Source organism: Listeria sp. Marseille-Q6474 (assembly GCF_946902005.1).
GTDB lineage: Bacteria > Bacillota > Bacilli > Lactobacillales > Listeriaceae > Listeria > Listeria innocua.
This window is the reverse complement of sequence record NZ_CAMPPS010000001.1, coordinates 1,027,014-1,052,442: the sequence shown is the minus strand read 5'-3', so window position 1 is coordinate 1,052,442 and position 25,429 is coordinate 1,027,014. Positions and strand designations below refer to the sequence as shown.

The 25,429-nt window shown below is 35.9% G+C and carries 30 protein-coding genes; 17 read left to right on the top strand and 13 right to left on the bottom strand.

Translation table 11 applies throughout. From position 1 onward, the window contains the following. Positions 1 to 7: 7 nt before the first annotated feature. Both OC533_RS05325 and OC533_RS05320 read right to left on the bottom strand, forming a co-directional pair. Positions 8 to 709 (bottom strand): Crp/Fnr family transcriptional regulator, encoded by a 702-nt coding sequence (locus tag OC533_RS05325; RefSeq protein WP_070753539.1) that lies wholly within the window; start codon positions 707 to 709, stop codon positions 8 to 10. Between the two features lie 75 nt (positions 710 to 784). Continuing rightward, positions 785 to 1,333 carry a biotin transporter BioY gene (locus tag OC533_RS05320; protein WP_003727258.1) on the bottom strand — a complete coding sequence of 183 codons (549 nt, stop codon included), beginning with the start codon at positions 1,331 to 1,333 and terminating at the stop codon, positions 785 to 787. Positions 1,334 to 1,526: 193 nt separating this feature from the next. On the opposite strand from OC533_RS05320, the gene OC533_RS05315 reads away from it, so the two are divergent. From OC533_RS05315 to OC533_RS05300, 4 genes are all read left to right on the top strand, one after another. Continuing rightward, complete coding sequence (locus tag OC533_RS05315; protein WP_003732635.1) at positions 1,527 to 1,859, top strand: PadR family transcriptional regulator; 333 nt, start codon at positions 1,527 to 1,529, stop codon at positions 1,857 to 1,859. Beyond that, a complete protein-coding gene (locus OC533_RS05310; protein WP_003760781.1) occupies positions 1,852 to 2,442 on the top strand; it encodes a DUF1700 domain-containing protein in 591 nt (196 codons plus the stop codon). The genes OC533_RS05315 and OC533_RS05310 overlap by 8 nt, the downstream gene beginning before the upstream one ends. Beyond that, positions 2,435 to 3,535, top strand: a complete 1,101-nt coding sequence (locus tag OC533_RS05305; RefSeq protein ID WP_194322446.1) for a DUF4097 family beta strand repeat-containing protein — start codon at positions 2,435 to 2,437, stop codon at positions 3,533 to 3,535. Before OC533_RS05310 ends, OC533_RS05305 begins: the two co-directional genes overlap by 8 nt. A 105-nt stretch (positions 3,536 to 3,640) precedes the next feature. Then, a complete protein-coding gene (locus OC533_RS05300) occupies positions 3,641 to 4,141 on the top strand; it encodes a GNAT family N-acetyltransferase (protein ID WP_003760786.1) in 501 nt (166 codons plus the stop codon). Positions 4,142 to 4,187: 46 nt separating this feature from the next. On the opposite strand, the gene OC533_RS05295 is transcribed toward OC533_RS05300, so the two are convergent. From OC533_RS05295 to OC533_RS05285, 3 genes are all read right to left on the bottom strand, one after another. Next, positions 4,188 to 4,574 carry a hypothetical protein gene (locus tag OC533_RS05295; RefSeq protein WP_003760787.1) on the bottom strand — a complete coding sequence of 129 codons (387 nt, stop codon included), beginning with the start codon at positions 4,572 to 4,574 and terminating at the stop codon, positions 4,188 to 4,190. A gap of 52 nt (positions 4,575 to 4,626) precedes the next feature. Beyond that, positions 4,627 to 4,971 (bottom strand): DUF4870 domain-containing protein, encoded by a 345-nt coding sequence (locus OC533_RS05290; RefSeq protein WP_003770768.1) that lies wholly within the window; start codon positions 4,969 to 4,971, stop codon positions 4,627 to 4,629. A 150-nt stretch (positions 4,972 to 5,121) separates the two neighbouring features. Continuing rightward, entirely contained in the window at positions 5,122 to 6,462 is a 1,341-nt protein-coding gene (locus OC533_RS05285; protein ID WP_033533324.1) for an MATE family efflux transporter, read from the bottom strand. A gap of 166 nt (positions 6,463 to 6,628) precedes the next feature. Between OC533_RS05285 and OC533_RS05280 the strand changes: the two genes are divergently transcribed. The 4 genes from OC533_RS05280 to OC533_RS05265 all read left to right on the top strand — a co-directional run bounded on the left by OC533_RS05280 (position 6,629) and on the right by OC533_RS05265 (position 11,049). Next, entirely contained in the window at positions 6,629 to 7,090 is a 462-nt protein-coding gene (locus OC533_RS05280; RefSeq protein WP_010990512.1) for a MarR family winged helix-turn-helix transcriptional regulator, read from the top strand. A gap of 7 nt (positions 7,091 to 7,097) precedes the next feature. Beyond that, positions 7,098 to 8,822, top strand: a complete 1,725-nt coding sequence (locus tag OC533_RS05275) for an ABC transporter ATP-binding protein (RefSeq protein WP_194323248.1) — start codon at positions 7,098 to 7,100, stop codon at positions 8,820 to 8,822. Continuing rightward, positions 8,819 to 10,636, top strand: a complete 1,818-nt coding sequence (locus OC533_RS05270) for an ABC transporter ATP-binding protein (protein WP_194323249.1) — start codon at positions 8,819 to 8,821, stop codon at positions 10,634 to 10,636. Before OC533_RS05275 ends, OC533_RS05270 begins: the two co-directional genes overlap by 4 nt. 113 nt (positions 10,637 to 10,749) lie before the next feature. Then, positions 10,750 to 11,049 carry a rhodanese-like domain-containing protein gene (locus OC533_RS05265; RefSeq protein ID WP_194323250.1) on the top strand — a complete coding sequence of 100 codons (300 nt, stop codon included), beginning with the start codon at positions 10,750 to 10,752 and terminating at the stop codon, positions 11,047 to 11,049. Positions 11,050 to 11,088: 39 nt separating this feature from the next. Here OC533_RS05265 and OC533_RS05260 read toward each other — a convergent pair whose 3' ends face one another. Next, positions 11,089 to 12,852, bottom strand: a complete 1,764-nt coding sequence (locus OC533_RS05260) for a LapB repeat-containing protein (RefSeq protein WP_194323251.1) — start codon at positions 12,850 to 12,852, stop codon at positions 11,089 to 11,091. A 164-nt stretch (positions 12,853 to 13,016) separates the two neighbouring features. Continuing rightward, positions 13,017 to 13,643 (bottom strand): FMN-dependent NADH-azoreductase, encoded by a 627-nt coding sequence (locus OC533_RS05255; RefSeq protein ID WP_003760805.1) that lies wholly within the window; start codon positions 13,641 to 13,643, stop codon positions 13,017 to 13,019. Between the two features lie 168 nt (positions 13,644 to 13,811). Between OC533_RS05255 and OC533_RS05250 the strand changes: the two genes are divergently transcribed. From OC533_RS05250 to OC533_RS05240, 3 genes are all read left to right on the top strand, one after another. After that, on the top strand, positions 13,812 to 14,267 hold the full coding sequence (locus OC533_RS05250) for a MarR family winged helix-turn-helix transcriptional regulator (protein WP_003770776.1): 456 nt from the start codon (positions 13,812 to 13,814) through the stop codon (positions 14,265 to 14,267). Continuing rightward, complete coding sequence (locus OC533_RS05245; RefSeq protein WP_003760809.1) at positions 14,264 to 15,205, top strand: NADP-dependent oxidoreductase; 942 nt, start codon at positions 14,264 to 14,266, stop codon at positions 15,203 to 15,205. Before OC533_RS05250 ends, OC533_RS05245 begins: the two co-directional genes overlap by 4 nt. Before the next feature lie 95 nt (positions 15,206 to 15,300). Then, positions 15,301 to 15,834, top strand: coding sequence for a GNAT family N-acetyltransferase (locus tag OC533_RS05240; protein ID WP_194323252.1), 534 nt, complete (start codon positions 15,301 to 15,303; stop codon positions 15,832 to 15,834). Here OC533_RS05240 and OC533_RS05235 read toward each other — a convergent pair. Next, the gene (locus OC533_RS05235; RefSeq protein ID WP_010990520.1) at positions 15,831 to 16,073 is read right to left on the bottom strand and encodes a hypothetical protein; all 243 of its coding nucleotides are present in this window, start codon (positions 16,071 to 16,073) and stop codon (positions 15,831 to 15,833) included. The genes OC533_RS05240 and OC533_RS05235 overlap by 4 nt on opposite strands. 107 nt (positions 16,074 to 16,180) lie before the next feature. Here OC533_RS05235 and OC533_RS05230 point away from each other — a divergent pair, with 107 nt between their 5' ends. Then, the gene (locus OC533_RS05230; RefSeq protein WP_194323253.1) at positions 16,181 to 17,932 is read left to right on the top strand and encodes a glycerophosphoryl diester phosphodiesterase membrane domain-containing protein; all 1,752 of its coding nucleotides are present in this window, start codon (positions 16,181 to 16,183) and stop codon (positions 17,930 to 17,932) included. Positions 17,933 to 17,973: 41 nt separating this feature from the next. Here OC533_RS05230 and OC533_RS05225 read toward each other — a convergent pair whose 3' ends face one another. Both OC533_RS05225 and OC533_RS05220 read right to left on the bottom strand, forming a co-directional pair. Further along, the gene (locus tag OC533_RS05225; protein ID WP_194323254.1) at positions 17,974 to 18,474 is read right to left on the bottom strand and encodes a DUF5067 domain-containing protein; all 501 of its coding nucleotides are present in this window, start codon (positions 18,472 to 18,474) and stop codon (positions 17,974 to 17,976) included. 79 nt (positions 18,475 to 18,553) lie between these two features. Beyond that, a complete protein-coding gene (locus tag OC533_RS05220) occupies positions 18,554 to 19,705 on the bottom strand; it encodes a serine/threonine-protein kinase (protein ID WP_194323255.1) in 1,152 nt (383 codons plus the stop codon). Positions 19,706 to 19,810: 105 nt separating this feature from the next. Between OC533_RS05220 and OC533_RS05215 the strand changes: the two genes are divergently transcribed. From OC533_RS05215 to OC533_RS05195, 5 genes are all read left to right on the top strand, one after another. Beyond that, positions 19,811 to 20,266, top strand: a complete 456-nt coding sequence (locus tag OC533_RS05215; protein ID WP_003765745.1) for a hypothetical protein — start codon at positions 19,811 to 19,813, stop codon at positions 20,264 to 20,266. A 55-nt stretch (positions 20,267 to 20,321) separates the two neighbouring features. Then, positions 20,322 to 20,714, top strand: a complete 393-nt coding sequence (locus OC533_RS05210) for a DUF1398 domain-containing protein (RefSeq protein WP_003765748.1) — start codon at positions 20,322 to 20,324, stop codon at positions 20,712 to 20,714. A 95-nt stretch (positions 20,715 to 20,809) separates the two neighbouring features. Beyond that, positions 20,810 to 21,550, top strand: a complete 741-nt coding sequence (locus tag OC533_RS05205; protein WP_194323256.1) for a sulfite exporter TauE/SafE family protein — start codon at positions 20,810 to 20,812, stop codon at positions 21,548 to 21,550. 83 nt (positions 21,551 to 21,633) lie between these two features. Then, positions 21,634 to 21,912 (top strand): hypothetical protein, encoded by a 279-nt coding sequence (locus OC533_RS05200; protein ID WP_070753530.1) that lies wholly within the window; start codon positions 21,634 to 21,636, stop codon positions 21,910 to 21,912. Between the two features lie 15 nt (positions 21,913 to 21,927). After that, the gene (locus OC533_RS05195; RefSeq protein WP_003760828.1) at positions 21,928 to 22,194 is read left to right on the top strand and encodes a DUF3116 family protein; all 267 of its coding nucleotides are present in this window, start codon (positions 21,928 to 21,930) and stop codon (positions 22,192 to 22,194) included. A gap of 31 nt (positions 22,195 to 22,225) precedes the next feature. On the opposite strand, the gene OC533_RS05190 is transcribed toward OC533_RS05195, so the two are convergent. The 3 genes from OC533_RS05190 to OC533_RS05180 form a co-directional block, all read right to left on the bottom strand. Next, entirely contained in the window at positions 22,226 to 22,675 is a 450-nt protein-coding gene (locus OC533_RS05190) for a GNAT family N-acetyltransferase (protein ID WP_373404523.1), read from the bottom strand. 18 nt (positions 22,676 to 22,693) lie between these two features. Next, complete coding sequence (locus tag OC533_RS05185) at positions 22,694 to 23,395, bottom strand: SGNH/GDSL hydrolase family protein (RefSeq protein ID WP_160464150.1); 702 nt, start codon at positions 23,393 to 23,395, stop codon at positions 22,694 to 22,696. Positions 23,396 to 23,477: 82 nt separating this feature from the next. After that, a complete protein-coding gene (locus OC533_RS05180) occupies positions 23,478 to 25,157 on the bottom strand; it encodes a DUF6044 family protein (protein WP_185512839.1) in 1,680 nt (559 codons plus the stop codon). Positions 25,158 to 25,429 lie beyond the last annotated feature (272 nt).

The window sequence follows — 25,429 nt, the reverse complement described above, 5'->3', positions numbered from 1 at the left end:
TTTACACTCATATGTAAGGTTCGTGATTTTCTTTTAGTTTTTGCTTATGAATCTCGAAATTATTAACACGCCAAGGTTTTGGCGAAAGCGCAATAATTCCATCTTCTTCTAGCTTTCGCAGGTTAGTTGCAACGTAAGCTCGAGCTAAATTTAGATAATTTCCCAAGATTTTTTGGGTGAAATAATAGGGAATCAAACAAGAACCATCCGACTCGATTCTTCCAAATCTCTCCCCACAAGCAATTAATCCCGCTAAAACTTTCTCGCTAGAAGGTAAATTAACGTAACCTTCCCGTTCTAACATAGGTGTAACCATACTTTGCATAAGTGCATTCATTTGCCAAAATACATCTGGTGAGCTTAAGAGTTTATTCAAAACATATTTACGTTCAAATTGATAAACACTAACTTCACTAATAGACGTATAGTTTGCAGGTGATTTGGCTCCTCCAAGTAATGTAAGCGGACCGATAGAATCTTGTTTACCTAAGAAGCTAATAATACTATCTTCTTTACACGTATTTTTACTCATCGAAACGACCCCGTCTTCAATAATATAAAAGTAAGTTGTTTCCGCGCCTTCTGTTAAGATTTTTTGGTTGCGTCTAAAACGAATTCTCTTATATGGAAGAACCGCTTCATTTGAATCTTTTAACAAGTCGAGTAAATCTACGTTGTAAAAATTATTTTCCTCATTCAGTAATGACATATACCGAGTCCCCTTTTCTCAGTGTTAATCATTATCATTATATAGGAGATGAGTCGAAATGTGTATTAATGGGACTTATGATGCTCTAAGTAATTTTGCTTTAATTAGACGATCACGAATGAGAATACCTAATAATGCAGCGAACACCGCTTTAATAATACCAGGAATAATAAATGGTACCATCCCAGTCAAAAATGCAGTCGGCCAGTCAAGACCTGTGCTAACTTTAAGCCATAAAACACCGAAAATTAACGTAACGATGGCTCCTAAAATATTAGCAACGATTGCATAAGGAACAGTGAATTTTGTTTTTTCGAGCAACCAACCTGTAAGTAGTGCATTAAAAATAAATCCGACAATAAATCCGCCAGTTGGCCCAAAAAGAATCCCAATTCCTGCTGTCATACCTTGAAAAACCGGAATACCAACTGCTCCAAGCACGATATAAACTAAAACAGATATGGTACCGTGACGAGCTCCAAGAATTGTTGCTGCTAAACCAATTGCAAATGTTTGCCCAGTAAGCGGAATAGGGCCAAGTGGAATAGCAACTTGTGCGAGTAAAGCAATGATGACTGCGAATAAAGCATCTACGACTAAAAATTTCAATTTCTGATCACGCATAAACGTATCTCTCCTTAATGTAAACTTAATACTAAATTAGGTTAACATTTATTAAATAAAAAAACAATACTATTTTTTTCTAATCAGTACCTTGCAATGAACACTAGTGTATGATAAACTATAGTGGTAGTGAACAATATATAGTAGTGGTTACTTATTACTAGTGGTAATTTAGCAGAATGGAGGAGTTAGCATGGAGGTTAACCCGCAATTCAAAAAAGGTGTGTTAGAACTATGCTGTTTGTTTTTAATTCAAAAGAAAGATTGTTATGGTTATGAATTAGCAAATCAAGTTTCTAAATATATTGAGGTTGCAGAGGGAGCTATTTATCCGGTACTTAGAAGATTAGTAAAAGAAGAGTATTGCTCCACTTATTTAGTAGAATCAAATGAAGGTCCATCAAGAAAATATTATCAGCTGACGGTAAAAGGAGAAATTTACTTGAATGAGCTTATCTCTGAATGGAATAATTTTACAGATAGTGTTGCTAAGCTTTTAACAGAGGGGGAAGCAGTAAATGAATAAACAAGATTTTTTAAATGAATTAAACCAGCGCTTAGAATTGCTGGATCCAAAAGAGCGGAGAGAACTATTATCTGACTATCAAGAGCATTTTAGAAATGGTGTGGAAGCTGGGAAAAGCGAAGAACAAATCGTCTTTGATCTTGGAAAACCGGAAGAAATTGCTGCAGATATTTTAAGTGAAAGAGATATTCGCGAAGAACAAGTAGAAGCAGATTATTATTATGTACCTCGAAAAAATCAAAATGAAAATAGATCTGTGAGTAAACAAGTTTTAATTGGAATAGGTTTATTTTTCCTAGACATCTGTCTTATTATTCCGATTATGGTTTCGCTATGGTCACTCGTTATTTCACTTTGGGCAACGGTTGGTGGATTCTTGCTTTCACCGGTAATACTTGGCGTAGAACTATTATTTGGCGCTGATTTTGAATTTTATCAAATGTTTATTTCCATTGGGCTTGTAGGACTGGGTCTTATGCTGCTGTTTGTAGCAAATGCACTTACTAAGTTTACAAGTAAAGCTACTATGGCAATTATCCAGTGGCACAAATATGCGGTCAAAGGAGGCGGAAAAAATGCGTAAACATCATTTAAGTAAGAAATTATTTTTCGCCGGTTTGGTGCTATTTATTATCGGAGCTATCGGCGTGGCGGTCACAATGAAATCAGGTACTATGATTGAAAAAGGCGAACCACTAACAAAACAGTGGGACTTATCAGCTGAAAATATTAATACAATTGCCTTTTCTTCCGAGCGAGATGTACTAATTGAATGGAAAGAAAGTACAACAGGCAAGAATTATATTGAACTCAAAGGAAATTACTCTGCAAATGACAAAAAAGCCATTCAAAAATTAGAACCAGTCTCTGAAGACGGAACCTCATTTAATATAACAGTTCCTGAAGAGGATGATTGGTATAACAACTTTGGCAAAATCTACGCTTACGGGCAACAAAAAGTAACTGTCTTTTTAACAAAAGATACGAAATTAGCTGATTTAAAAGTAAAATCTCATTCAGGAGATATTGATGTTTCTGATTTTAAAGTAAAGAAATTTGTTAGTTCTACAAATTCTGGTGAGTTAAAAGTGAATAATTTAGAAGCAAATAGCGCTCAAATGGCTACTTCTTCTGGAGATTTAGATTTATCGAATATTAAAGCAAATACATCAATTGAAACAGGTTCAGGAAAAACTGAACTTACTAGTTTGACGGGCGATTTAGAAATAAATGGTGGTTCAGGGGATGTTAATGCTACTGGCGTTAAAGCGAAAAAACTTAAAATTGCTATTGATTCTGGTGATATCGAACTGACAAATAGTACCGTTACAGACTTAGCCGTTTTAACAACTAGTTCCGGAGATATTGATGCAAATACAAAAGGGAAAGTACAAGCCGAATCTGACTCAGGAGCGATTGAACTTGCTGGCGTAACGAATAATGTAACTGCGAAAACGAGCTCAGGCGATATTGATGTTGCCTTTAACAAACAAGTAGAAAATATCGAAGTCAATACAGATTCTGGCGAAGTAGAGCTGAAACTACCAGGTGATTTTAAAGCTATTTATGAAACAAAAAGTAACTCTGGTAGCATTAAAGCACCAACAAGTGATTCTAATACCGCTAACCGTGTAACTGTGAAAACTAGTTCCGGAGATATTACAATCGAAAAATAAAAAATCAGTGCGCTAATTACTTAATTAGCGCATTCTTTTTGTTAAAATGGGGTAAAGTCAGATAAACTGTTTTAACAATTTGCGTAATTGGAAGGAGAATGGATCATGGATTTTCATATTAGAAAAGCGACTAATTCAGATGCTGAAGCTATTCAGCATGTGGCGACTACTTCATGGCACCATACTTATCAAGATTTAATTCCAAGTGATGTACAAGACGATTTTTTGAAAAGATTTTATAATGTTGAAACGCTTCATAATCGGATTTCAGCGACTCCTTTTGCTGTTTTAGAACAAGCGGATAAAGTAATTGGCTTTGCGAATTTTATTGAGCTTGAGAAGGGGAAAAGTGAACTTGCGGCTTTTTATTTACTACCAGAAGTGACCCAGCGCGGACTTGGTACGGAATTATTAGAAGTTGGAATGACGTTATTTCATGTGCCACTACCAATGTTTGTTAACGTGGAAAAAGGTAACGAAACAGCAATTCATTTTTATAAAGCGAAAGGGTTTGTTCAAGTGGAGGAATTTACCGAAGATTTTTACGGCTATCCACTGGAAACAATTCGGTTTAATTTGAATCATCATGCATTTGAAGAGGAATAAAAAAATGTCTATTCTAGTTGAATAATCAATTAGGATAGACATTTTTTTATTTTGTCGCAGCTTTTCCACTTGTCGATTTTCCGCCTCGTAAATAGAAGAAAATAACAGCTAGGATTGCCATAATTATTCCTGCTAAAACAGAAACACCAACAGAGATGATCATGCCAGAGACTTGGATAATGCTAAGGATGATGACTGTTACAACAACTCCGTATGCAAATCCCCATAGCGCAAATGTTGAATAGCTCGCTTTTTTGCTAAAGCCATAAAATATTTCGCCCAACGTGGAAGCGACTAAGATGACGGGAGCAGCAAAGAGAATTGCTGAAAAAACGAGCTGCGGTGTGACATTTTCATAGAGGATTGTTTCGACTAAAAGTGCAGAAAAAATACCTAAAACAAAAATCGATAAATAAGCAATAATAAAACGCATCAAAAAAACCTCCTAAAGTACACTATATTATAGCATAAATTAGGAAGTTAGCTTAACATCTAGCCCAGTTATCATCACTATGCTTTACGACGCGTGTAATACCTCGAATCAAGTTGAAAATGAGTATCGATACATTAAGAAATACGATGAAAAAAACTGTAGCTAGAGCCAAAAAGTTAATAGTATCAGCACTATTTGTACTAAAAGGAACGTTATTATAAAGCAAAATCATTACAACCATCCCAGCGACAAAAGTGGTCTGTGTCAGTAAAGCCCATTTCACGTGATGACGTGTTTCTTTATCTTTATTTGTACACCAGATAATAATAGGTGCGATAACCGGGGCAAAGAAAAGGCTAAAATAACTAAGTGCGCTAATAATTTTTTTATCTAACATTTCTCATCTATCCTCTCATTTGTTTATAAGTCTAGTATAGCGGGGAAATAGAAATGAAACCATCGAATTAGGTGACGATATTAAAATGAAAATGACAGTTTTGTCATGTATAAAAAAACGCCCCTTCGAAAAAATCAAAGAGACGTTTCTTTATATGACTGATTTTAAGGACCAAACTTTACTGCGCCATCTTCGGTACATTAGAACGGCGCGAACACCTTCATCGATAATATAGGCAAGCCAAACACCGACAAGACCAAGCCCAGCGGAAATTCCAAGTACATAGGAGAATGGCAAACTAACAATCCACATAACGATAAGCCCACATATGAACGGAAAGCGGACATCACCAGTAGAGTTAAGACTACTAATGATAATAATATTGGTGGCACGTCCAAGCTCAAGGAAAATCGAAAGTAAGAACAATTCTTTTGTCATTGCAATGATTTCGGTATTTGTTGTAAATAGACTCATAATCGGTTCGGCAAATAGATAAATCGAAACACTAACTACAATGGCAACGACTAATCCTATTTTCCAACTGCGGAGACCTTGTTTATAAGCTTTATCAATTTCTTTTGCGCCAACCGCACGGCCGATAATTATTTGCGAGGCTTGTCCGAGCGCGATAGCAAAGAGGGCAACAAATTGACTAACTGTTGAAGCGTAAACTTTGGTCGTAAGTGCTTCTGTACCTAAAATAGCAATGATTGCGGTAACGACAAGTTGTGAGCCAGCATAGGATAAGTTTTCACCGGCAGAGGGAAGGCCTAGACGTAAAATCGAATAAAGTAGTTTTTTGGACACTTGCTCCAATTTTTTGAAATGAAATGTGTAACCGATGTATTTTTTTAACATCCAGATAGCTAGAACCATTCCGACAAAATTCGCGACAGCAGTAGAAATCCCAACACCTGCCACGCCGTAATCTAAGTAAGCAAGTGGTCCGTAAAGAAATAAGTAATTACCGACAACATTGATAATACTGATTGTCACAGGGACGAGAATGGATTGTCTTACATAACCATGCGCCCGGAGAATAGGTAAAATGGATGCATGAATCGCGATAACAACTGAACTCCCACCAATAATTTCTAAAAATGGCGCGCCAACTTGGACTAAATGAGGATCAATTCCCATCCAAGTCAGGAAGTTTTTCGACATAAAAATGAAAATAATACTCATCGCAATCCCAATTAAGAAAGCGACCACTAAGCCATTTGTAATCACATTCTCGATTTCTTTATGTTTTTTCGCTCCAATCATTTGTGCGACGATAATCTGGACACCGACACTAATAAAACCATAAATAATAATCGAAATGACAAGAATCTGATTGGCAACCCCTGTCGCAGCTACAGCATCATCTGAATAATGCCCCAACATAAAGACATCAATATAACTAATCATCAGTCGTAAAAATTGCTCTAGAAATATCGGCCAAGCAAGTGTAAAAAGACTAAGACTAGCAACTTTATTCACTGAATTCAATTGTTTCCCTCCCTTCGTTTTAAATACAATTAAAGCCATTATAAGGTAATTAAAGTTAAAAGTATAGATTAATTTCAAAATAACACTAAGATATTGCTTGACAAAAAATGAATAACTCATATAATTAGTTAGGTAAACTAATCAAATGATAGAAAGAAGTGGAGAAATGTCTTCAAAAAATCAAGACTTGGGGCACTCAGTAATCAAGGCTTTCATGAATTTTAAGCATGCTGAAATAAAGAGTTTCCAAATTCCAGGTTACAGTAAATCTGAAACAAGATTTATTTTTATTTTATCTCGTGGGCTTAAAAGCAGAGGGCCAAAAATTCGTGTTTCCGATCTTGGTCACATGCTTAGAATTTCAAAACCAAGCGTCACGCAAATGATACAATCTTTGGAAGGGAAAGGGCTAATTAAGCGAGTTCAGAACCCAGAAGATAAGCGCTCGATGTATGTGGAACTAACAGAAGTCGGAGCAGGTGTATCGAAAAAAATGTTCGATGAGTTTCAAGCTAGTTTTGAAGATATGCAGGAATTTTTAGGGGAAGACGATATGAAAAAATTGATTACACTCCTAGAGAAACTTACAGATTACTTAAACACAAAATCCGAAAATAAGGAGGTATAAACCGCAAATGATGAAATTGATGAAAAGATTAAAACCTTATTGGCTGAGCATTACGGCCGTATTAGTCCTTACTTTCGGGCAAGTTATTGGGCAGCTTTTTTTACCCACATTGATGTCTAACATTATTGACAAAGGCGTTGTAAAAGGCGATACAGATTACATTTGGAGCACTGGAATGCAAATGTTACTTATATCGTTCGCTTCAGTTATTTTGTCGGTCATTGTCGTTTATCTCGCATCGAGAATTTCGATGGGATTCGGGAAAGATTTGCGCGATAAAATTTTTACAAAAGTAGAGGACTTTTCCTTACAAGAATTTGATAAAGTAGGGACTTCTTCACTGATTACTAGAACGACGAATGACGTTGTTCAAATCCAAAACGTTCTTTATATGATGATGCGACTTATGGTGATGGCGCCAATCATGCTACTCGGCGGTATTATTATGGCTGTTGGGCGAGATGCGAAACTATCACTTATTTTTGTTGTTGTTCTACCGCTACTGCTTCTACTTGTAGTTATTCTAGGTGGCAAAGCAATGCCAATGTTTAAATCACTTCAAAAGAAAATGGATAAATTGAACCGTGTTATTCGTGAAGGTTTAACCGGGATTCGGGTTGTTCGTTCTTTCAACCGAAATGAAGATGAACTGGAAAAATTTGAAGAAGCAAATGCTGACTATGCAACAACTGCAATTAAAGTCAATCGCTTGTTATCACTAATGAGCCCATTGATGATGTTACTAATGAACTTAACATCGATTGCTATTGTCTGGATTGGTTCGATTTTTATTGGTAATGGTGATATGGAAGTAGGGGACTTGATGGCGTTTATTCAATACGCGATGCAAATCATGATGTCCTTTATGATGCTTTCTGCTGTATTTATTATGATTCCACGTGCTGGAGCTTCAGCTGAGCGTATTAATGAAGTTTTAGATATGAAAGCAGAAATACTTAACCCTGAAAATCCAAAAACAAGTACACCACCAGCAAAACTATCATTTGAACATGTTACTTTCCGTTATGAAGGTGCTGAAAAACCAGTGATTGAAGATATTACTTTTGAAGCAAAAGCTGGCGAAACGATTGCTATCATTGGTAGTACCGGAGCTGGGAAGTCGACTTTAATTAATATGATTCCGCGGTTTTATGATGTCGAAAGTGGCGTTGTGAAAATTAATGGAATAGATGTGCGTGAAATGGATCAATCTAAATTACGCCAAAAAATTGGACTTGTTCCGCAAAAAGCTGTGTTATTCACTGGAAAAATTGCTTCCAATATGCGCTACGGAAAAGAAGATGCGACCGATGAAGAAATTTGGGCGGCGCTTCGAACTGCTCAAGCTGAGAATTTTGTATCTAAACTTGCAAATGGCTTAGGCAGTCGCGTTGAACAAGGTGGTAATAACTTCTCAGGTGGTCAAAAACAACGACTTTCAATTGCGCGTTCACTAATTAGAAAACCAGAAATTTATATATTTGATGATAGTTTCTCAGCGCTCGATTTTAAAACCGATGCTAAACTACGCGAGGCTTTGAAAGCTGAAACAACAGAAGCCGTAACACTTATAGTGGCACAGCGGATTACTTCAGTCGTAAATTCCGATCAAATTATTGTTCTTAATGAAGGTAAAATTGCTGGAATTGGAACACATGAAGAATTGAAAGAATCAAACAAAATTTATCAAGAAATTATGAAGTCACAGCTGTCAGAGGAGGAAATCGCATGAGTGGTCCAGGTCCAGGTGGTGGCATGAGAATGCAAACAGCCGCAAAACCAAAGAACTTTAAACAAACACTATTCCGACTTCTTGGCTATATGAAACCTCGCTCTGTCGCAATTATTGTCGTCTTTATCTTTGCGATTCTATCCACGATTTTTAATATTTTTAGCCCGAAAGAACTCGGGAAAGCGACAACAGAAATTTTTAAAGGTGTTATGAGTCCTGAGGGAATTAACAACGATAAGATTTTCAATATATTAATGATTGTTTTAGTGTTATATCTTGGTAGTTCATTATTTAGTTTTATTCAACAATATGTGATGTCTAGTGTGGCGCAACGAACTGTGTATGACATGCGGAAAGATTTAAAAGCAAAAATGGCCCGACTTCCGCTAAAATATTATGATACACGCTCAAATGGTGATATTCTAAGTCGTTCAGTTAATGACATGGATAACATTGCGAACACCTTGCAACAGTCACTAACCCAAGCAATTACAGCGATTGTCCAAATGATTGGTGTTTTAATCATGATGCTAACGATTAGCTGGCAAATGACTTTAATCGTACTAGTAACTGTTCCAATCAGTATTATTCTAGTCGCAATTATTGCTGGTAGATCACAACGTTACTTCGGTGCACAACAACGCAACTTAGGTATTTTAAATGATACAGTAGAAGAAACTTACGGTGGTCAAACTATTATTAAAGCTTTTGGTCAAGAGAAGAAAACACTAGTAAAATTTGATGAAGTAAATGCAGATTATTTCAAAGCAGCGAAAAAAGCGCAATTTATTTCTGGGATTATGATGCCAGTAATGCAATTTGTTGGTAACTTAGGTTATGTCGGTGTCTGTGTGGCCGGCGGGATTTTTGTTACTAACGGAACGCTACAAGTTGGGGATATTCAATCATTTACGCAATATGTTCAATTGTTTACTCAGCCAATTTCAAGTGTGGCAAATATTGCTAATATCATTCAATCCACTATTGCTTCAGCAGAACGTGTTTTTGAAATGATGGATGAAGAAGAAGAAAAAGATGAAATTCCAGCTAATGTTAATCAAGTTGCTGGTGAAGAACATAGTATTGTGTTCGACCACGTGAAATTCGGTTACACTCCGGATAAACCACTTATGACAGATTTAAATATTCATGTTGAAGAAGGTCAAATGGTGGCGATTGTTGGTCCAACAGGTGCTGGTAAAACGACGATAATCAACTTGCTAATGCGTTTTTATGACGTGGATGGCGGGGAGATTCGTATGAGAGGTATCGATACACGTGATATGACCAAAGATGCTGTTCGCGAGAAATTCGGAATGGTACTGCAAGATACTTGGTTATTTAACGGAACTATTGCAGATAATATCGCATATGGTCGTGAAGGCGCAACGAAAGATGAAGTTATTGGAGCAGCAAAAGCCGCTTATGCAGATGATTTTATCCGGAGACTTCCAAATGGTTATGATACTATCTTGAACGAAGAAGGTTCAAATATTTCTCAAGGTCAAAAACAACTTCTAACGATTGCCCGCGCGATTTTATCGGATCCATCTATATTAATTTTAGATGAAGCGACTTCTAGTGTAGATACGCGTACTGAATTAAATATTCAGCTTGCGATGGGGAATTTGATGGAAGGTCGCACAAGTTTCGTTATTGCGCATAGGCTTTCAACTATTCGTGACGCTGACTTAATTCTCGTTATGAATCACGGTAGTGTAATCGAGCAAGGTACACACCAAGAATTACTTGATGCAAAAGGATTTTATGCAGACCTTTACAATAGCCAGTTTACCGGAGCTCAAGCAGTTTAATAATAAAGGCAATGTGGCTTCTTGCTGCATTGTCTTTTTTTGAGCAAAAAATTTGTTTGATTTTGGATAAGGAGGTATGGTTAATAAAGAAGAAATTGAAGAGGTGAAAATAGATGTATCAATCGATTACGGCAAATGATTTAGAACAAGAATTAAAAAACACACAGCTTAATATACTCGATGTGAGAGATGCTGATGCTTTTGTTGAAGGACACATTCCGGATGCGATAAATATTCCAATTAATGAACTACCAGAAAAACTAACGTCCCTTGATAAAGAGAAGCCTTACACAATTATTTGTTACGCAGGAGGTCGTTCTGAGCGCGCAAGTCAATTTTTAGCGGCAGAAGGTTTTGAAGTAACGAATGTAATGGGCGGCATGGGAGCTTTTCACGGCTCTGTAACTAAATAAAAAAAGCGAGACTTCCATTTTGAAGTCTCGCTTTTTTATTTAACTATGTTTTCTTTTGCGGAAAAAGATTACTCCGATGCCTATTAAAATAATACCGATTAAGACAATCGTTGTTTGACTTGAGTCACCAGTGTTTGGAAGGGCTGGTTTTTCAGAAGATTTATTCTGGTTGTTTGGCGTATCATTAGAATCTTCGGATAGCACAAGATCATCATTATTATCATCATTTATAGCTGGAGTATTCGGGTCAGGATTAGGATCTGGTCCTGGTCCCGGCGGTGTTGGTGGTTCGTTTCCTAAAACAACATTTACTAGGACAGTAACAGGATCCGCTTCAACGCCATCTGAACTTACTGCATTTAATGTTACTTCATAAGTTCCGACTTGGGTTAAATCTACTTCACTATCAAAGTTACTTGTGACTGCACTGCCATCACTTGTTTTAGCTGAAATATCTTTTAGGAATTGTTGGGCAGTTTTAGTAGTATCTTTCGTGTAAGTGATGCTATTATTTGCTGTAATTACTGGTTTTTCAAGAATAGTAACAGTTACTTGTTTTGGAGCTGCTTTTAAACCAGCGTTTTCGGCATTTAATGTTACTGTGTAAACGCCTGGTTTATTAAGATCTACAACGCTATCAAAATCACTAGTAACAGGTGTGCCATCATCTGTTTCAGCGTGAATATCTATTAAAAATTGTTCTTCTGTAACAGTTGTTTGCTCCGTGTAACTTATTGTAGAATCGCTAGTGATATTTAATGTGTGATCGATGTCAAAGTAGTGATCATATGACCCACCTGACACAGAGTAGCTATTGAAACCTGGTGGTGTTTGATAAGATCCAGCGGGATTATTGTAAAGCGCATTATATTCCATTTTTGTAATAGAATCAAAGTAATCTTTTGTAATTCCGCTCACTGTAATTCCTTTGTCGTTAATGCTTAAACGGCTACCATCAATTTTAGTATTATTTAAAGTAAAATATGTACCACTAGATCCAGCGTTAGTTGTAAAAGGGAACATATAGCCATCGAAATTTACGCTTCGCTGTGTCATTAAAGTAAATGGTACAAAAAGCGTTTGGTTAGCTTCATCAAAGTTTAATGAGGAGCTTTTAATTGTGCTATTGATTAAAACGGTTCTACCAACATTTTGTCCGTAAGCAGATAAATTAAGTAATTTAGGGAATGAGTCAATCCCGCGAAAATCATTAATTCCACAAAATTGGACAAATAAGGTAGCTAACTTGGGTATAGATTTTAGTGGCATGATGTCAGTAATTGAAGGATTACTATCTAAATTTAAATAAGTTAAGTTCGGCATTTTATTAAATTTAGTTAATGCACTATTGTCGAGCTTACCAGGACTTAGATTTAAGTTGGTGATGTTCGTTAAACCATTTAAATCTGGTAATGAATCAGTTGTTAAGTTATTCCCATCAATACTAAGATTAGTTAGACTAGGTATTTTTGCAACTAAAGCGTAGTCTGTTACCCCCGTATTTGATAAATGTAAAAGCGTTAAATTATGCGCGTAATCAAGTCCAGTTAAATCAGTTAGGCTATTATTACTAATAGTGACGTTTGTGATTGTGTCCATTTGCGCTTCGGTAATGTCACTTGTACTTGGTTGACCTAACAGCCCATTTAAATAGCTTTTTAACACTGGGTCGGGAATGTTGACAATATCTTGCGCAGCCTTGATACCTATGTTTTCTTCTGCTGAAACATTAGCTGAAAACGGTATAATAAATGGAGATACTAAAAGAGCGCATAAGCCAATTTTGATTCCCATTTTTCGCATTAATTTATTCCTCCTCTAAGCAATATTTGTTTTATAATACCATACGGATTCTTAAAACAATTCCACTAATATGAGTGTTTTAAACCCTAAATATGTCGATATTGTGAAAAATGAGACAAAAAAATAACCGTAACAGAGGTTTCCTCCAGTACGGTTATTTAAAATTAAAAGATTTTTGCTAATTCAGCTGCTTCTTTTGCACCAGCAGAAATAATGTCTTTAGCTTGATCGGGTTTTGCGTTGTGACCTTCTACAATGACCATTTCTGGTTCAGAGATGCCGAAGTGAGCTAAAACGTTTTTAACATAGTTTAAGGACATTTCAAAGCTTTGCAGTGGGCCATCGGAATAAATACCGCCGCGAGCATTAAGTAAGGCGATTTTTTTATCTGTTACTAATCCAATTGGACCGTTTGCTGTATATTTGAAAGTTTTTCCAGCTTGATTTAAATAGAATAAGTAAGTTAAAAATTGTGCTGGGATACTGAAGTTCCAAAGTGGGAACGCCATAACGATTTTATCAGCAGCTAGAAATTGTTCTAAATACCCATTTGCAATATCAGCTAATCGTTTTTCTTCCGGAGTTAAAGTCTCACCAGCTACTTCTTTATGTAATCCACTCATCATTGTTACATCATAATAAGGTAGATCCGCTTCGAATAAATCTAGTTCTGTTACATTATCGTCCGGATGGGATTTTTTGTATTCAGCTAGGAAAATTTCGTATAGTGCCACGCTGACTGAGCGTTCGGCAGGTAAACCATTTGCTTTTATGAAAAGTACGTTTGTCATTACATCTTGCCTCCATTTTTTTTGAATTATCTATTAAGTGTAGCTCATTTTGGCTATTAACGGCAAGTATATTGCTTACAAAAAATTAGCCACTAATATTTGAGCAGATATTTTGTGATTTAAAAAAGGAAGCGTATAATAGTTGATATATCATTTGACATGTCAACTATGGAGGTGGAAATGCTGGAACCATGTACGAAACGTTCAGAACTGCTTTACCGGATGCATTTGTTATCTAAAGAAATAAGTCATGTATTTGAACAACAGACGAATATGAGTTTTACGAAAGTAGAGATTTTATTTCATATTAAACAAACGCCTGGTCAAAGTCAGAACAGATTAAAAGAAAAGCTGTATATTGATTCAGCAAGTATTACCCGTCATTTGAAGCGCATGGAAGAGCAAGGGCTTATCGTTCGTAAAAAGCAAGATGAGAATAAACGCTATACGTATTTATTTTTAACACCAGCTGGCGAGGCGGAATTAGCTTCCTTACTTACGGAAAAAGAAAAATTCCAAACTGGGGCTTTAGAAGAATTTTCTGAGGATGAAGTCAGTGCCTTACTTAAATCAGTCACAAAAATGATGAATAATGTAGAGAAATTGGAGGAGAAGTTAAAATGAAAGCAGTTGTAATTGAAAATTATGGTGGTAAAGAAGAGTTAAAAGAAAAAGAAGTAGCAATGCCAAAAGCGGGTAAAAACCAAGTCATTGTAAAAGAAGCAGCAACATCCATTAATCCGATTGATTGGAAGCTTCGTGAAGGATACTTAAAACAAATGATGGACTGGGAATTCCCAATTATTTTAGGTTGGGATGTAGCAGGTGTTATTTCTGAAGTTGGTGAAGGCGTGACTGATTGGAAAGTCGGCGATGAAGTATTTGCTCGTCCTGAAACAACGCGTTTTGGTACGTATGCTGAATATACAGCAGTAGATGATCACTTACTTGCACCTCTTCCAGAAGGTATTAGTTTTGAAGAAGCTGCATCTATTCCACTTGCAGGTTTAACAGCATGGCAAGCTTTATTTGATCACGCAAAACTTCAAAAAGGTGAAAAAGTCTTGATTCATGCTGGTGCTGGTGGCGTTGGAACACTTGCGATTCAACTTGCAAAATATGCTGGAGCAGAAGTTATCACAACAGCTAGTGCGAAAAATCATGAACTACTTAAATCACTTGGAGCAGACCAAGTCATTGATTATAAAGAAGTGAATTTTAAAGACGTACTTTCAGACATCGATGTTGTTTTTGATACAATGGGTGGTCAAATCGAAACTGATAGCTATGATGTATTAAAAGAAGGAACTGGTCGTTTAGTAAGTATCGTTGGTATTTCAAATGAAGACCGTGCGAAAGAAAAAAACGTAACTGCGAATGGAATTTGGCTTCAACCAAACGGCGAACAACTGAAAAAATTAGGTGAACTACTTGCAAATAAAACAGTGAAACCAATCGTTGGCGCAACTTTCCCATTCTCTGAAAAAGGTGTTTTCGATGCACATGCATTAAGTGAAACTCACCATGCAGTTGGAAAAATAGTAATTTCTTTTAATAAATAAGATTTTCGGAAAGCTAGATGCTGTCATCTAGCTTTTTTTGCTGTTTGCGTGCGTAGAATGTATAGGCTATAATAGCAAAAAAAGGTGGTGTCTAAATGGAAACTAGAGAGCTTAAGAACGGACAAATAATGACGATTAGAGAGGCTACGAAAGAGGATGCGGGCAATATTGTTACTTATCTGAATGAAGTAGCAGGTGAGACTGATTATTTATCCTTTGGGCAAGGCGAGTTTTCATTTAGCGTAGAAGAAGAAGCGGAATACATAGAAGAAGGGGTTAAAAACCCGGGCTCTATTATGTTATTAAGTTTTATTGAAGATGAACTTGCAAGTGTTTCTCAACTTATTGGTCATACAAAAAAACGAGAATTACATACTTCTGAGCTGACTATTTCTACCCGAAAGAAATTTTGGGGTTTAGGGATAGGGACACTTATTATGGAAGAATTAATAAAACATGCTAAAAAAACCGAGCGATTAAGACTCGTTTACTTAGAAGCTGTTTCTGAAAACAAGCGAGCAATTAATTTGTACAAAAAATTCGGATTTATTGAAGCTGGTGAGATTCCAGCATTAATGCAAGTGGAAGGACGGTATTTGGACGTAACAATGATGTACTTAGTTCTTTAATCCTCTACAAGAAAGGCGAGGTCATTAGCTACTTCTATATCGCTAAGTTGTTTAGCAACAATATCCGCTCCAGTATTAAGAAAAATAGCCATTTGACTAAGGACGCGAAGGCTAATATCAGAAGTGCGAATATCTTTATCAATAAGTTTTTGCAAAGTACCTTCTTTTAAGCGAGTATTTGATTCAATATCATTGGTAGTAATATGTTTATTTGCTAACAATTGTTCAATCGGATGCATCATATCACCTCTTTTCGAATAGTTAACTTTATGAATTAATTATAACTAAATTTGCTTCGTTGATAAACTATAAAGCCTTGAAAATTGAACAAAAAAGGGAGAAGCAAATGAAAGATTTAAAAGACAGTTTGAAAATTTTATATCAATTTAAGACAGATTACCTAAAAGTAACATTGTTGTTGACGATCTTGCAGGCATTTGTGATTGGGCCTTTTATTTATTATTTCTTTTTCTTTATTCTTCGAGTTATCGGAGTGCCAGGGATTACAGACGCCAATCTCGGAGAAGTTTTTTCGAGTCCTGTTGCCGTTATTATGCTACTGATTTTAGCTTTACTCATTTTACTGTTTGTATATTATGAACTGGGTTTCTTTATAATGATGGCCATTTATCAATTGCGGGGAGAAAGCTATACCGTATTCAAAATCATACAAAGACTCAATGTAAAAGCGAAATACTTTCTTAGTTATCAAGCGATTTACTTTCTGCTATATTTCTTTTTACTTTTGCCAATTGCAGGATTATCTTTACCAATTACGATAACAGAAAACCTCTATTTGCCGCATTTTATTACAGATGAATTAATGAAAACGACGACAGGCACGTGGCTATATGTTATTGCAATTGCGATTATTTTCTATATTAGCGCGAGACTCGTATTCGCATTACCATATTTTATTGAAGATAAATCACTCAAAATAAGTGGAGCTATCCGGAAAAGTTGGAAATACCCACAAAAGCATTTATTTTTTATGTTACTAAAATGGGTTTTAATAATTGTTGTGATTGGCTTTTTAGTATCGATTATCGCGACGATTATTATGTTACCGCTTCTCTTAGTAGAAAAAATAACTCCAGGAATTGCGATAGTTATAGCTGGTATTACTTTAACCATACTACAAGTGATAGGTTTCTTTGCTGCCGGGATTTTTCAAGGAATTATTGCCCAATTATTAGTGAAGAATGCCTTTGCTATCGAAGGAAAACCAGCTCCAATGACGCACAGCCAGTTTCCGCATAAAAAGCGGTTTATTATTGTTGCGATAATCGTTTTCATTATTTTTAGTGGTTTTAATATTTATACAGTAAATGCGACTTTATATGAACCTAATACGAAAATAATAGCCCATCGTGGTGATACAATGAATGCTGTTGAAAATACGGTGGAAGCCATTGAATCAGCTGCAAAGTCCGGGGCAGATTACAGTGAAATTGATATTCAAGAAACTAAAGATCATCAATTTGTTGTTTTCCATGATATGACACTGAGAAGACTTGCTGGCAGTTCTAAGCGAGTAGCAGATATGACTTTAAAAGAGTTGCAACAAACTAAAGTGAAGAGTGGCGACTATTCATCTCATATAGCTTCTTTTGATGAAATTATCAAGACAGCGAAAAAGAATAAGATAGATTTACTCGTGGAAGTGAAGTTGCACGGCGGGGAATCGAGCGATATGGTAGAACGACTTGTCACATTGTTAAAGAAAGAAAAAGTAACTGACAAGTATTTAGTTCAGTCGCTCAACCAGCCTGTTATAGAGGAAATCGAAAAAGCAGATCCGTCACTAAAAACTGGAATCATCCTAGCACTTAATATCGGGAATTTGCCAAAGACATCAGCTGATTTTATTGTCTTAGAGGATTTCTCTATTAATAAGCGACTACTAACGCAAGCCAAACAAAATGATAAAATGGTGTTTGTTTGGACTGTTAATAAAGAAAAATTAATGCAAATGTATTTACGGAAAAATGTAGATGGGATTATTACAAACTATCCTAAAAAAGCAATCGAACTTAGAGAATCTTTTAATGAAAATGATTCTTTGCGAAGTCGTATCGAGAACAGGTTAGGATTTTAAATAAAAAGAGCCGCAAACAGTGATTGTTTGCGGCCGATTTTTTATTTTAATTCAAATGTTTTTTTGACTGTGTTTTTGCTAAAGCTGATTAATTCTTTAGCTTCTACGTCTACTTTATTTTGCGTATCTTGTAGTGTGTAAGTACTTGTTACTTCTAAAGTGCCTCCAGGTTGTACATCTTTATCAGAGCCACCTAAGCCACCATCTGCTGCAACGGCAGTATCTAATTGGGTACTATTTTGGAACGCTTGTTGGTCAATTGCTACCATGAAAGAAATATTTTCTTTGCTGTTGTTCGTGAATTTTGTTTTGATTGCAATAGCATCTCTACCTGATAAATCCTTAACTACTTCTGAACTAAGAATTTCTACTTTGTAATCTCCAAGTTTATTTGGATCTGATTTTTCTTTCGTTTCCGCTTTAGCTGTTTCTGTCTTTGTTTTCTCTGTACTTGCTTTATCTTCTGTCCCACCACATGCAGTTAGGGCTAGGGCAAAAGTTATAATCCCCATTAATAGTAAAACGCGTTTTAAATTTTTCATTTTCTTCTCTCCTTCTTAATTTATCTGTATCTATTACACCATGCGGAGATAAGAAAAGTCCTATGCAACGGGCATAGGACTAAGAAAAGATTTCTGTATAAATTCCATAAATTATAATACAAACAAAAATATATACGACAATACCAGCTTTTCTTGTTCCTTTAGAAGAGGACTTAAGTAAAGGTAATTTGGACCAGATGCCGCATAAATTAGTAAATATAATGAAAGCAGGGAATATCAAGAAAAAATTAGCGAAAAAGTTTTCGATGTTATTCATTTTAACGCCTTCTGTTGGTGGGGTAAATAATCCAAATGCCATGAAAATATAGCCTAATACTGCAACTACCATTTTCCAAGTATGACCAGTTCTAAAGCCGGGAATATGTTTATACCAGGGAATAAAATCTTTTTCGTATTCATCTGTTGAAGTTGCCCAGTTTATTTCGTCCGCGCTGTCTTCTATCGTAGTGAAGTCGCCTAAGTCTGTTAATTCGGAAACAAAGGTAGGTCCAAGCGAATCATTTTTAATAGCGGTTCGGAATTCTTGGATAGTTTGGAAACGTTGCTCTGGGTCGAAGGATGCTGCTTGCATGGCGATTTTTTCTAGAGAAGTAGCTGTTTCTTTGTCAGGTAAATTATTTTTTCCACGTAAAAGTTCAAGCATAAGGACGCCGATGCTATAAATATCTGAACGAGCGTCGGTTTGCGAGTAGCCATATTGCTCAGGAGCAGCGTACCCGATCGTCCCGAGATTGACTGTATCTTGATTTTTTCCTACTTCAAAAACACGAGATGCATCAAAATCAATTAATTTTAAAACGCCATCACTGGAAATCATAATATTGGACGGTTTTATATCACGATGGATAATTGCGTTTGTATGAAGTTCCGTCAGTGCGTCAGAAAGCATCAACATCAGTCGTGTCACCTCATCAGCATCAAAGGGCGCATTTACTTTCATTAAGTCAGCTAAGTTTTTCCCGTTGATATATTCTTCATATACAATCAGCTCGCTGCCATTTGGAATCATCATTTCAATTTTGGGTAAATAGTTACTTGATAATTTTTTAAGTTCCTCTAGTACTGGAGCGAAACTAATAGGGATTATTTTACGAACTAATAATTCGCCTGTTGCGGTATTACGCGTTAGTACGGCAGGATTTTCTTTGTTATTTAGATTATCTAATTCTTTATATTGTTCTTCTATAAAAGCAAGCGTCATTTCTCCCATTTTCTAAAATCCCTTCTACACTTTATAGTGAAATTATAGCATGAAGCATAGTAGTCGGGTACTTATTTCGTGATATAATAAAAAAAACAATCGGGGGTGTGCCTTATGGATGGTGAAAAAGAGACAAGTAAATTACTTCATGAATTAAAAAAAGCGACAAATCTACGCCAGGTTTTAGATGAAAACGAGGCGGAATTTAAATCAAGTGAAATGGTTACATATTTAAAAGAGTTATTAGTAGAGAAAAAATTAACAAAAGCTAGCGTCATTCGTGCGGCAAGACTCCATGAAACATATGGCTATCAGATTTTTAGTGGAGTTAGAAGACCTTCTCGCGACCGGACTATCGCGCTTTCTTTTGGTTTTAAGCTTTCAGGTCATGAAGCGAGTCGATTACTAAAATATACGGAATATCCACCTTTATATGCGAAAAACCGCCGAGATGCTATTATTATTTTTGCACTGGATCATGGCTATACTTTAGATCAAACCAACGATTCTTTATATGATTTGGAAGAGGCACTTATTGAAACTTTCAAAGAGGAAAAACCGCTTATTTAGATTAATCTAGAAATCAGGTATAATAAAGAAAGACATACTTGATTGGAGACTAGTTATGATAAATAAACAATTGATTTTACAAGCAGCAACTAGTGAAAAAAACGCTGGTGATTTCCCGAAAGTTATACAAGGTTTTAAGGAATTAGGTATTATAAAATATCAGTTTTTAGTTCAAAAAGGCGTTTATGTATTTTGGGATGAACAGGATAATATGGTAGAAGCCCAGTTAAATGGAGTTGCTATGCCTGTTTCTAAGGAAAGTTCAGCAGAAAAATTACGTGAGGCAATAAAACAAGCACAAGCGGGACGGATAGATTTTGAGAAATTTATTGAATTAGCAGGTTTGGCAGGAATCGAACTGTGGGAAGCCGATTTAACTGCAATGAAAGTGACGTATATAGATAAGGCTAGTGAGAATTTGGTGATTGAACCCATTCCTAGCATTTGAATTCAAAAGACAATAATTTATTGTCTTTTTTTAGTACTTTTAAAAATTGGGAAATATGTTAAGCTGAAAAAGGTGAAAGAAGAGAGGTACGGAAAATGGATATGATAACATACTTTCTAATAGCGCTTAGTACGAGTGTTGTGGGAAGCTTTTTAGGTATTGGTGGCGGAGTAATACTTTTGCCAATTTTACTACTAATGGGCGTTTCTCGAGGAACTGCGGCTTTTAGTTCTGCGCTGACGGTTTTCACGATGGCGATTTTTACTTGTAGTATTTATTATAAACGGAAGCAAGGAAACGTAGGATTAGCACTAAAAATTGCTATAACGAGTATTCCAACTACTTTTCTTGGTGCAATCGTGAACCAAATGCTGCCGGAAGCGGTTTATCGTTTTATGTATGGTGCCTTAATCGTGATTTTATTACTTCTGATGGTTTGGAAAAAGAAACGCAATAATGAAAAACCTCATTTTTTAAGCAAATATCGGATAATGCCTTATTTATTTGGGGTAATTATTGGGTTTTTAGCTGGTTTATTTGGAATCGGTGGCGGGCCAATTGTTATACCAATTTTATTACTTATTTTTATGCTAAGTCAAAAGACTGCCTCTGCGACATCAAGTTATGTGACGCTACTTACTTCTCTTGCAAGTATCGGCTCCTACGCGATTGTTGGTGAAAGTGACTTTTCGATTGGTGTTTATATGATACCTGGAGCAATAATCGGCGCGCTTATTGGGACAAGATTAAATAAACTTTTGGATGAAAAATGGATTGCTATTCTGTTTAATATTTTGCTAATAGCCCTTTTTGTTTTAAATTTAATTAGAATTTAACGAATTACAAGCTATGAAAATTAGCTTGTTTTTTGTTGTGACGCTATTTTATGTTAAGCTTAGAAGGAGTAGGAGGGGTTATGATGAAAAGGAACTGGCAAGACTTTGTTGCATTTTTACTAACAATCCTAACTGTAACTTGGATAATTTTAACTTGGGGATTACATATTTCAGATATTGTACCGGGAGGAGAAAAAGGCATCTTTTATCAATTAATTCCACTTTTTTTAGGAGTTATTTCGACAATCAGTGTCTTTTTTGTGAAAGAAAAATTGGTGAAATGGATTTTGCTCGGTTTTAATATTTTATTACTTATTTTAATTTATTTTGTATACCATATTGGGGAAATAGGGATGTTGTAAGCGGGGGTTGATAGGATGGATGAGCCAACGGAAGCGGTAATCTATCAAATTTTATCTAAAACAGAAGAAAAAAACGCGACGATGGATCACTTAGTTTTTGAAATGATGCAATTTCCGGGAGCCGCCGCATTTACGAAAAATGAATTACTTCTTGGCGTCTACTGGTTAGAAACATTTAATTATATTTTTCGGAGCACAGAAGATCATACGACAAGATATTTTCGAACAACAAAAGGCCACGAAAAATTAGCAGAATTAGAACTTAAAAAAAGAAAGGCTTGAATTCCTAAAAAATAGGTATTCAAGCCTTTCTTTATATATATTTTGCCATAGTAATGTCGGTGTTTTTGAAACCAACTTTATCATACAATTTAATGGCGGTTTGGTTATGGGCGAAAACGTGGAGTTCGATTTTAGTGATGCCCATTTCTTTTGCAAGAACATCTAGCGCTTCAAGTGTTTTCGTACCAAAACCTTTACCTCGAAATGTTTCGAAAATCACAAAATCATAAATGAAGGCATGTTTTTCATCGACATGGAACCATAAATAACCGATTTTTTGGTCAGTGAAAATATTATAGAGATGCTCATTTGGTGTAGTAATTCCGTCATAAAGTAATTTGTGGAAAGAAGCTTTTGAATTGGTTAATGCTTCCTCTTTAGACCATGTGCCGGCTGCTATTTTTTCTGCGGCATAGTCTGGAATTGCGGTAGTTAAAAAATCTTCTAAATCAGAAGTAGTCATTTTTTGTAAATGTAAGATAGGGTTTCCTCCTTTTATTTATGCTCGGTGCAAACTTGCATATTGGATGAATTTACGTGACATTTTAATATGGCCCGCTTCGTTTGGATGAATGCCATCAGCGCAAAGTAAATTCTCATAGTGGAACTCGGCAAGAAAACTATCACGAATATCGATAAGATGGCTACCTGTTTCTGCTGCAATCCGCGAAATAGCATTGCTGTACCTTTCCTGCCAGCGATAAATCATCTCGACATCGCCACCCAAAAAGTGGAGAATATTTTCTTTGCTTAGACCACTACGCGTAATGAAATCAAAATAACGTTTGGCGTGAAGGGGAGGCAGTGTCATTAAAATCGGTTTAATATCTAATTTTTTAAGGCGTTCAATCATTTCAAGTAGTTGCGTTTCAAAAATGTCTAAAGGCGTGCTTGGAATGTGTTCTTTATCTGGATCTTCAGACACTTCTGCCCAATTGAAATCACAGTCATTTCCGCCAAATTCGATGATGGCAATGTCGTTTGTTGCGTCTTTTTCCAAGTCTTTTGTTAAAATTTCGTGGCCTTTTGTTATCGTCCGACCCATTGTGGAATGATTTTGAAAAGTCAGGCCAAGTTTTTCAGATGCTCGTTTAATGCAGTTGTTTTTAAGCAAAGTATAGCGGTTTTTTTCTGGATTGAAAAGAACGCCTTTCATAATACTATCGCCCCAAACACCAACTGACTGAATGGTTTTCTTCATAAACATCACTCCTTTCATTTATCATACCATAAAAAAAGTAAAAGACGCGCTTTGTATCTCTAAAAAACGCGTCTTTTACTTTTTAATTTGTAGCTTTGTATAAATAAATTTTCCAGTAAGATGCTTTGTTATTAAATGCTTTTTCGAAGGTTAGCCCAATCTCAGAAGCGTTGTCAATTGGAACGGCAGACAAGATATATTCGCCACCAACTGCTTTAAATGCATCTATATTAAAGTCTAGTTTTTTAATATGCTTTTTCGAATCTTTGCCGAAATCGTAATTTTTCCCTAACTCGGCAGAAAATAAATAACAACGATTTCCCCAGTTATCATAATAATCTTTTAGAACGGGGCTTTTGTCTAGTTCGCCAGCGATGATTTTTCGAAAGGCTCTTTTATAAGCAAGTGGATAAGAATTAACGTAGCCATCCACAGTGTAAAAGCCATTTTCTTGGGAAACAGACGGATGCAGGCCAATGCTACCAACGCGGTAACTTGATTGCGGTTTACCAATGTAATTTTTAATTTCTGTAAATTGCTCCGTCGCATAAAATTGATTGATGCTAGGTGAGCCATTTCCAGTCCGGTAGTAGATCTCCGAATTATTCGCGAAAACAACGACAAGTTGCAACACAATTGCTAAATAAGCTAATTTTCGCCACCAATTTCCTTTTTTTATTAAATAAACGATTGCAATTGCGAATAAACCATAAAATAAAAACGGTTGTAAAAAGTGAAATCGTGAAAAATTAAAAGTCCGCATAATTTCTACATTTTCTTTGATCCAGTTCCAGCCACGATACCACCAAAAACCGTACCAAAATGATAAAAACAAATTAAACCCGAATAGCCATAAAAACAGTTTTTCCTTGACCCATTCTCGTTTAATAATGATTAACGCTAGCACAAGCAGTAATACTGGCAAAATAACAAATCCAGCGAGTGCCTGATCGTGCGTGTGACCTACAATGAAATTTTTAAAACTAAGTCGAATCGAACTTAAAAATGATAAATCTGGCAAACTAAATTCGCTTCTTGAATCTGGTGTTGGGTTTATGAACATTGCATAAATAAAACGATAATTTACTAGCGCGTATAACAACCCCATGTAAACCATACTGAGTAAAAAGCGAATATTGACTTGTTTTTTCTTAATAACATCATATAACCAGATACAGCCAACCATTACTAAAAAGAAACAAAATCCTAATATTAAACTAGAATAAAATGGGAGCAGTGTCAGTATAACTACATTCCAGATTCGCCGCTTGTTATTTCTAATGTTTAAAAACGCCCACAAAGCAAGTGGCATCCCTAGCGTACTGAGCATACCTGATGGCCAAAAAGGCGTCAGTGCAAAAGCTAAAGAAACAAAATAAAGCGGTACGAGATATTTTTTATCTTTAATGAGATAATCCCTTGCCCATAAAAACAATCCTAAAAATGCAAATACACGTGTGATCAACTGGCTCACCGCAAACGCAATAGGTGTACTGAAAATCATATAAAGCCAATCAATTCCAACAAATTCTGAATCAAATGAATCTCTTGGGACACTATCATCCATTATTTGATCAATATTTGCTGTCCCAACTTTTGCTGTATAATCCCCGCTATCCAAAACCATTTTGTACCACGTCACATTGGAATCTAAATTATCATGTATCCTCACGTGACTATTCCCACCAAGAATAAACAATGGAGCGACATAAATTACCAATAAGAGTACTGCAACAATTAGCCACTTATGCTTTTTCCACATAGTTCTCCTCCTTCATTATCTCTAATATATATGTACCCGAGAAAACTAGTTTCAATTATACCAAAGGAGATCAGGTTTTGTTCATCAAAAAGGGTATATTTTTATCACTTTTTTATACATAATCACACTTTAAATATGGCGGAAACGTCACAATTCTCTCTGCTATATAGGAAGTTTTGTATGATTGGCTTGTTCCAGAAAGCCATTCTGGCTAGTATGATACGTTTAAGAAAACTATTCAAGTAGAACGCATAGGTCTATTTTGAGTAATT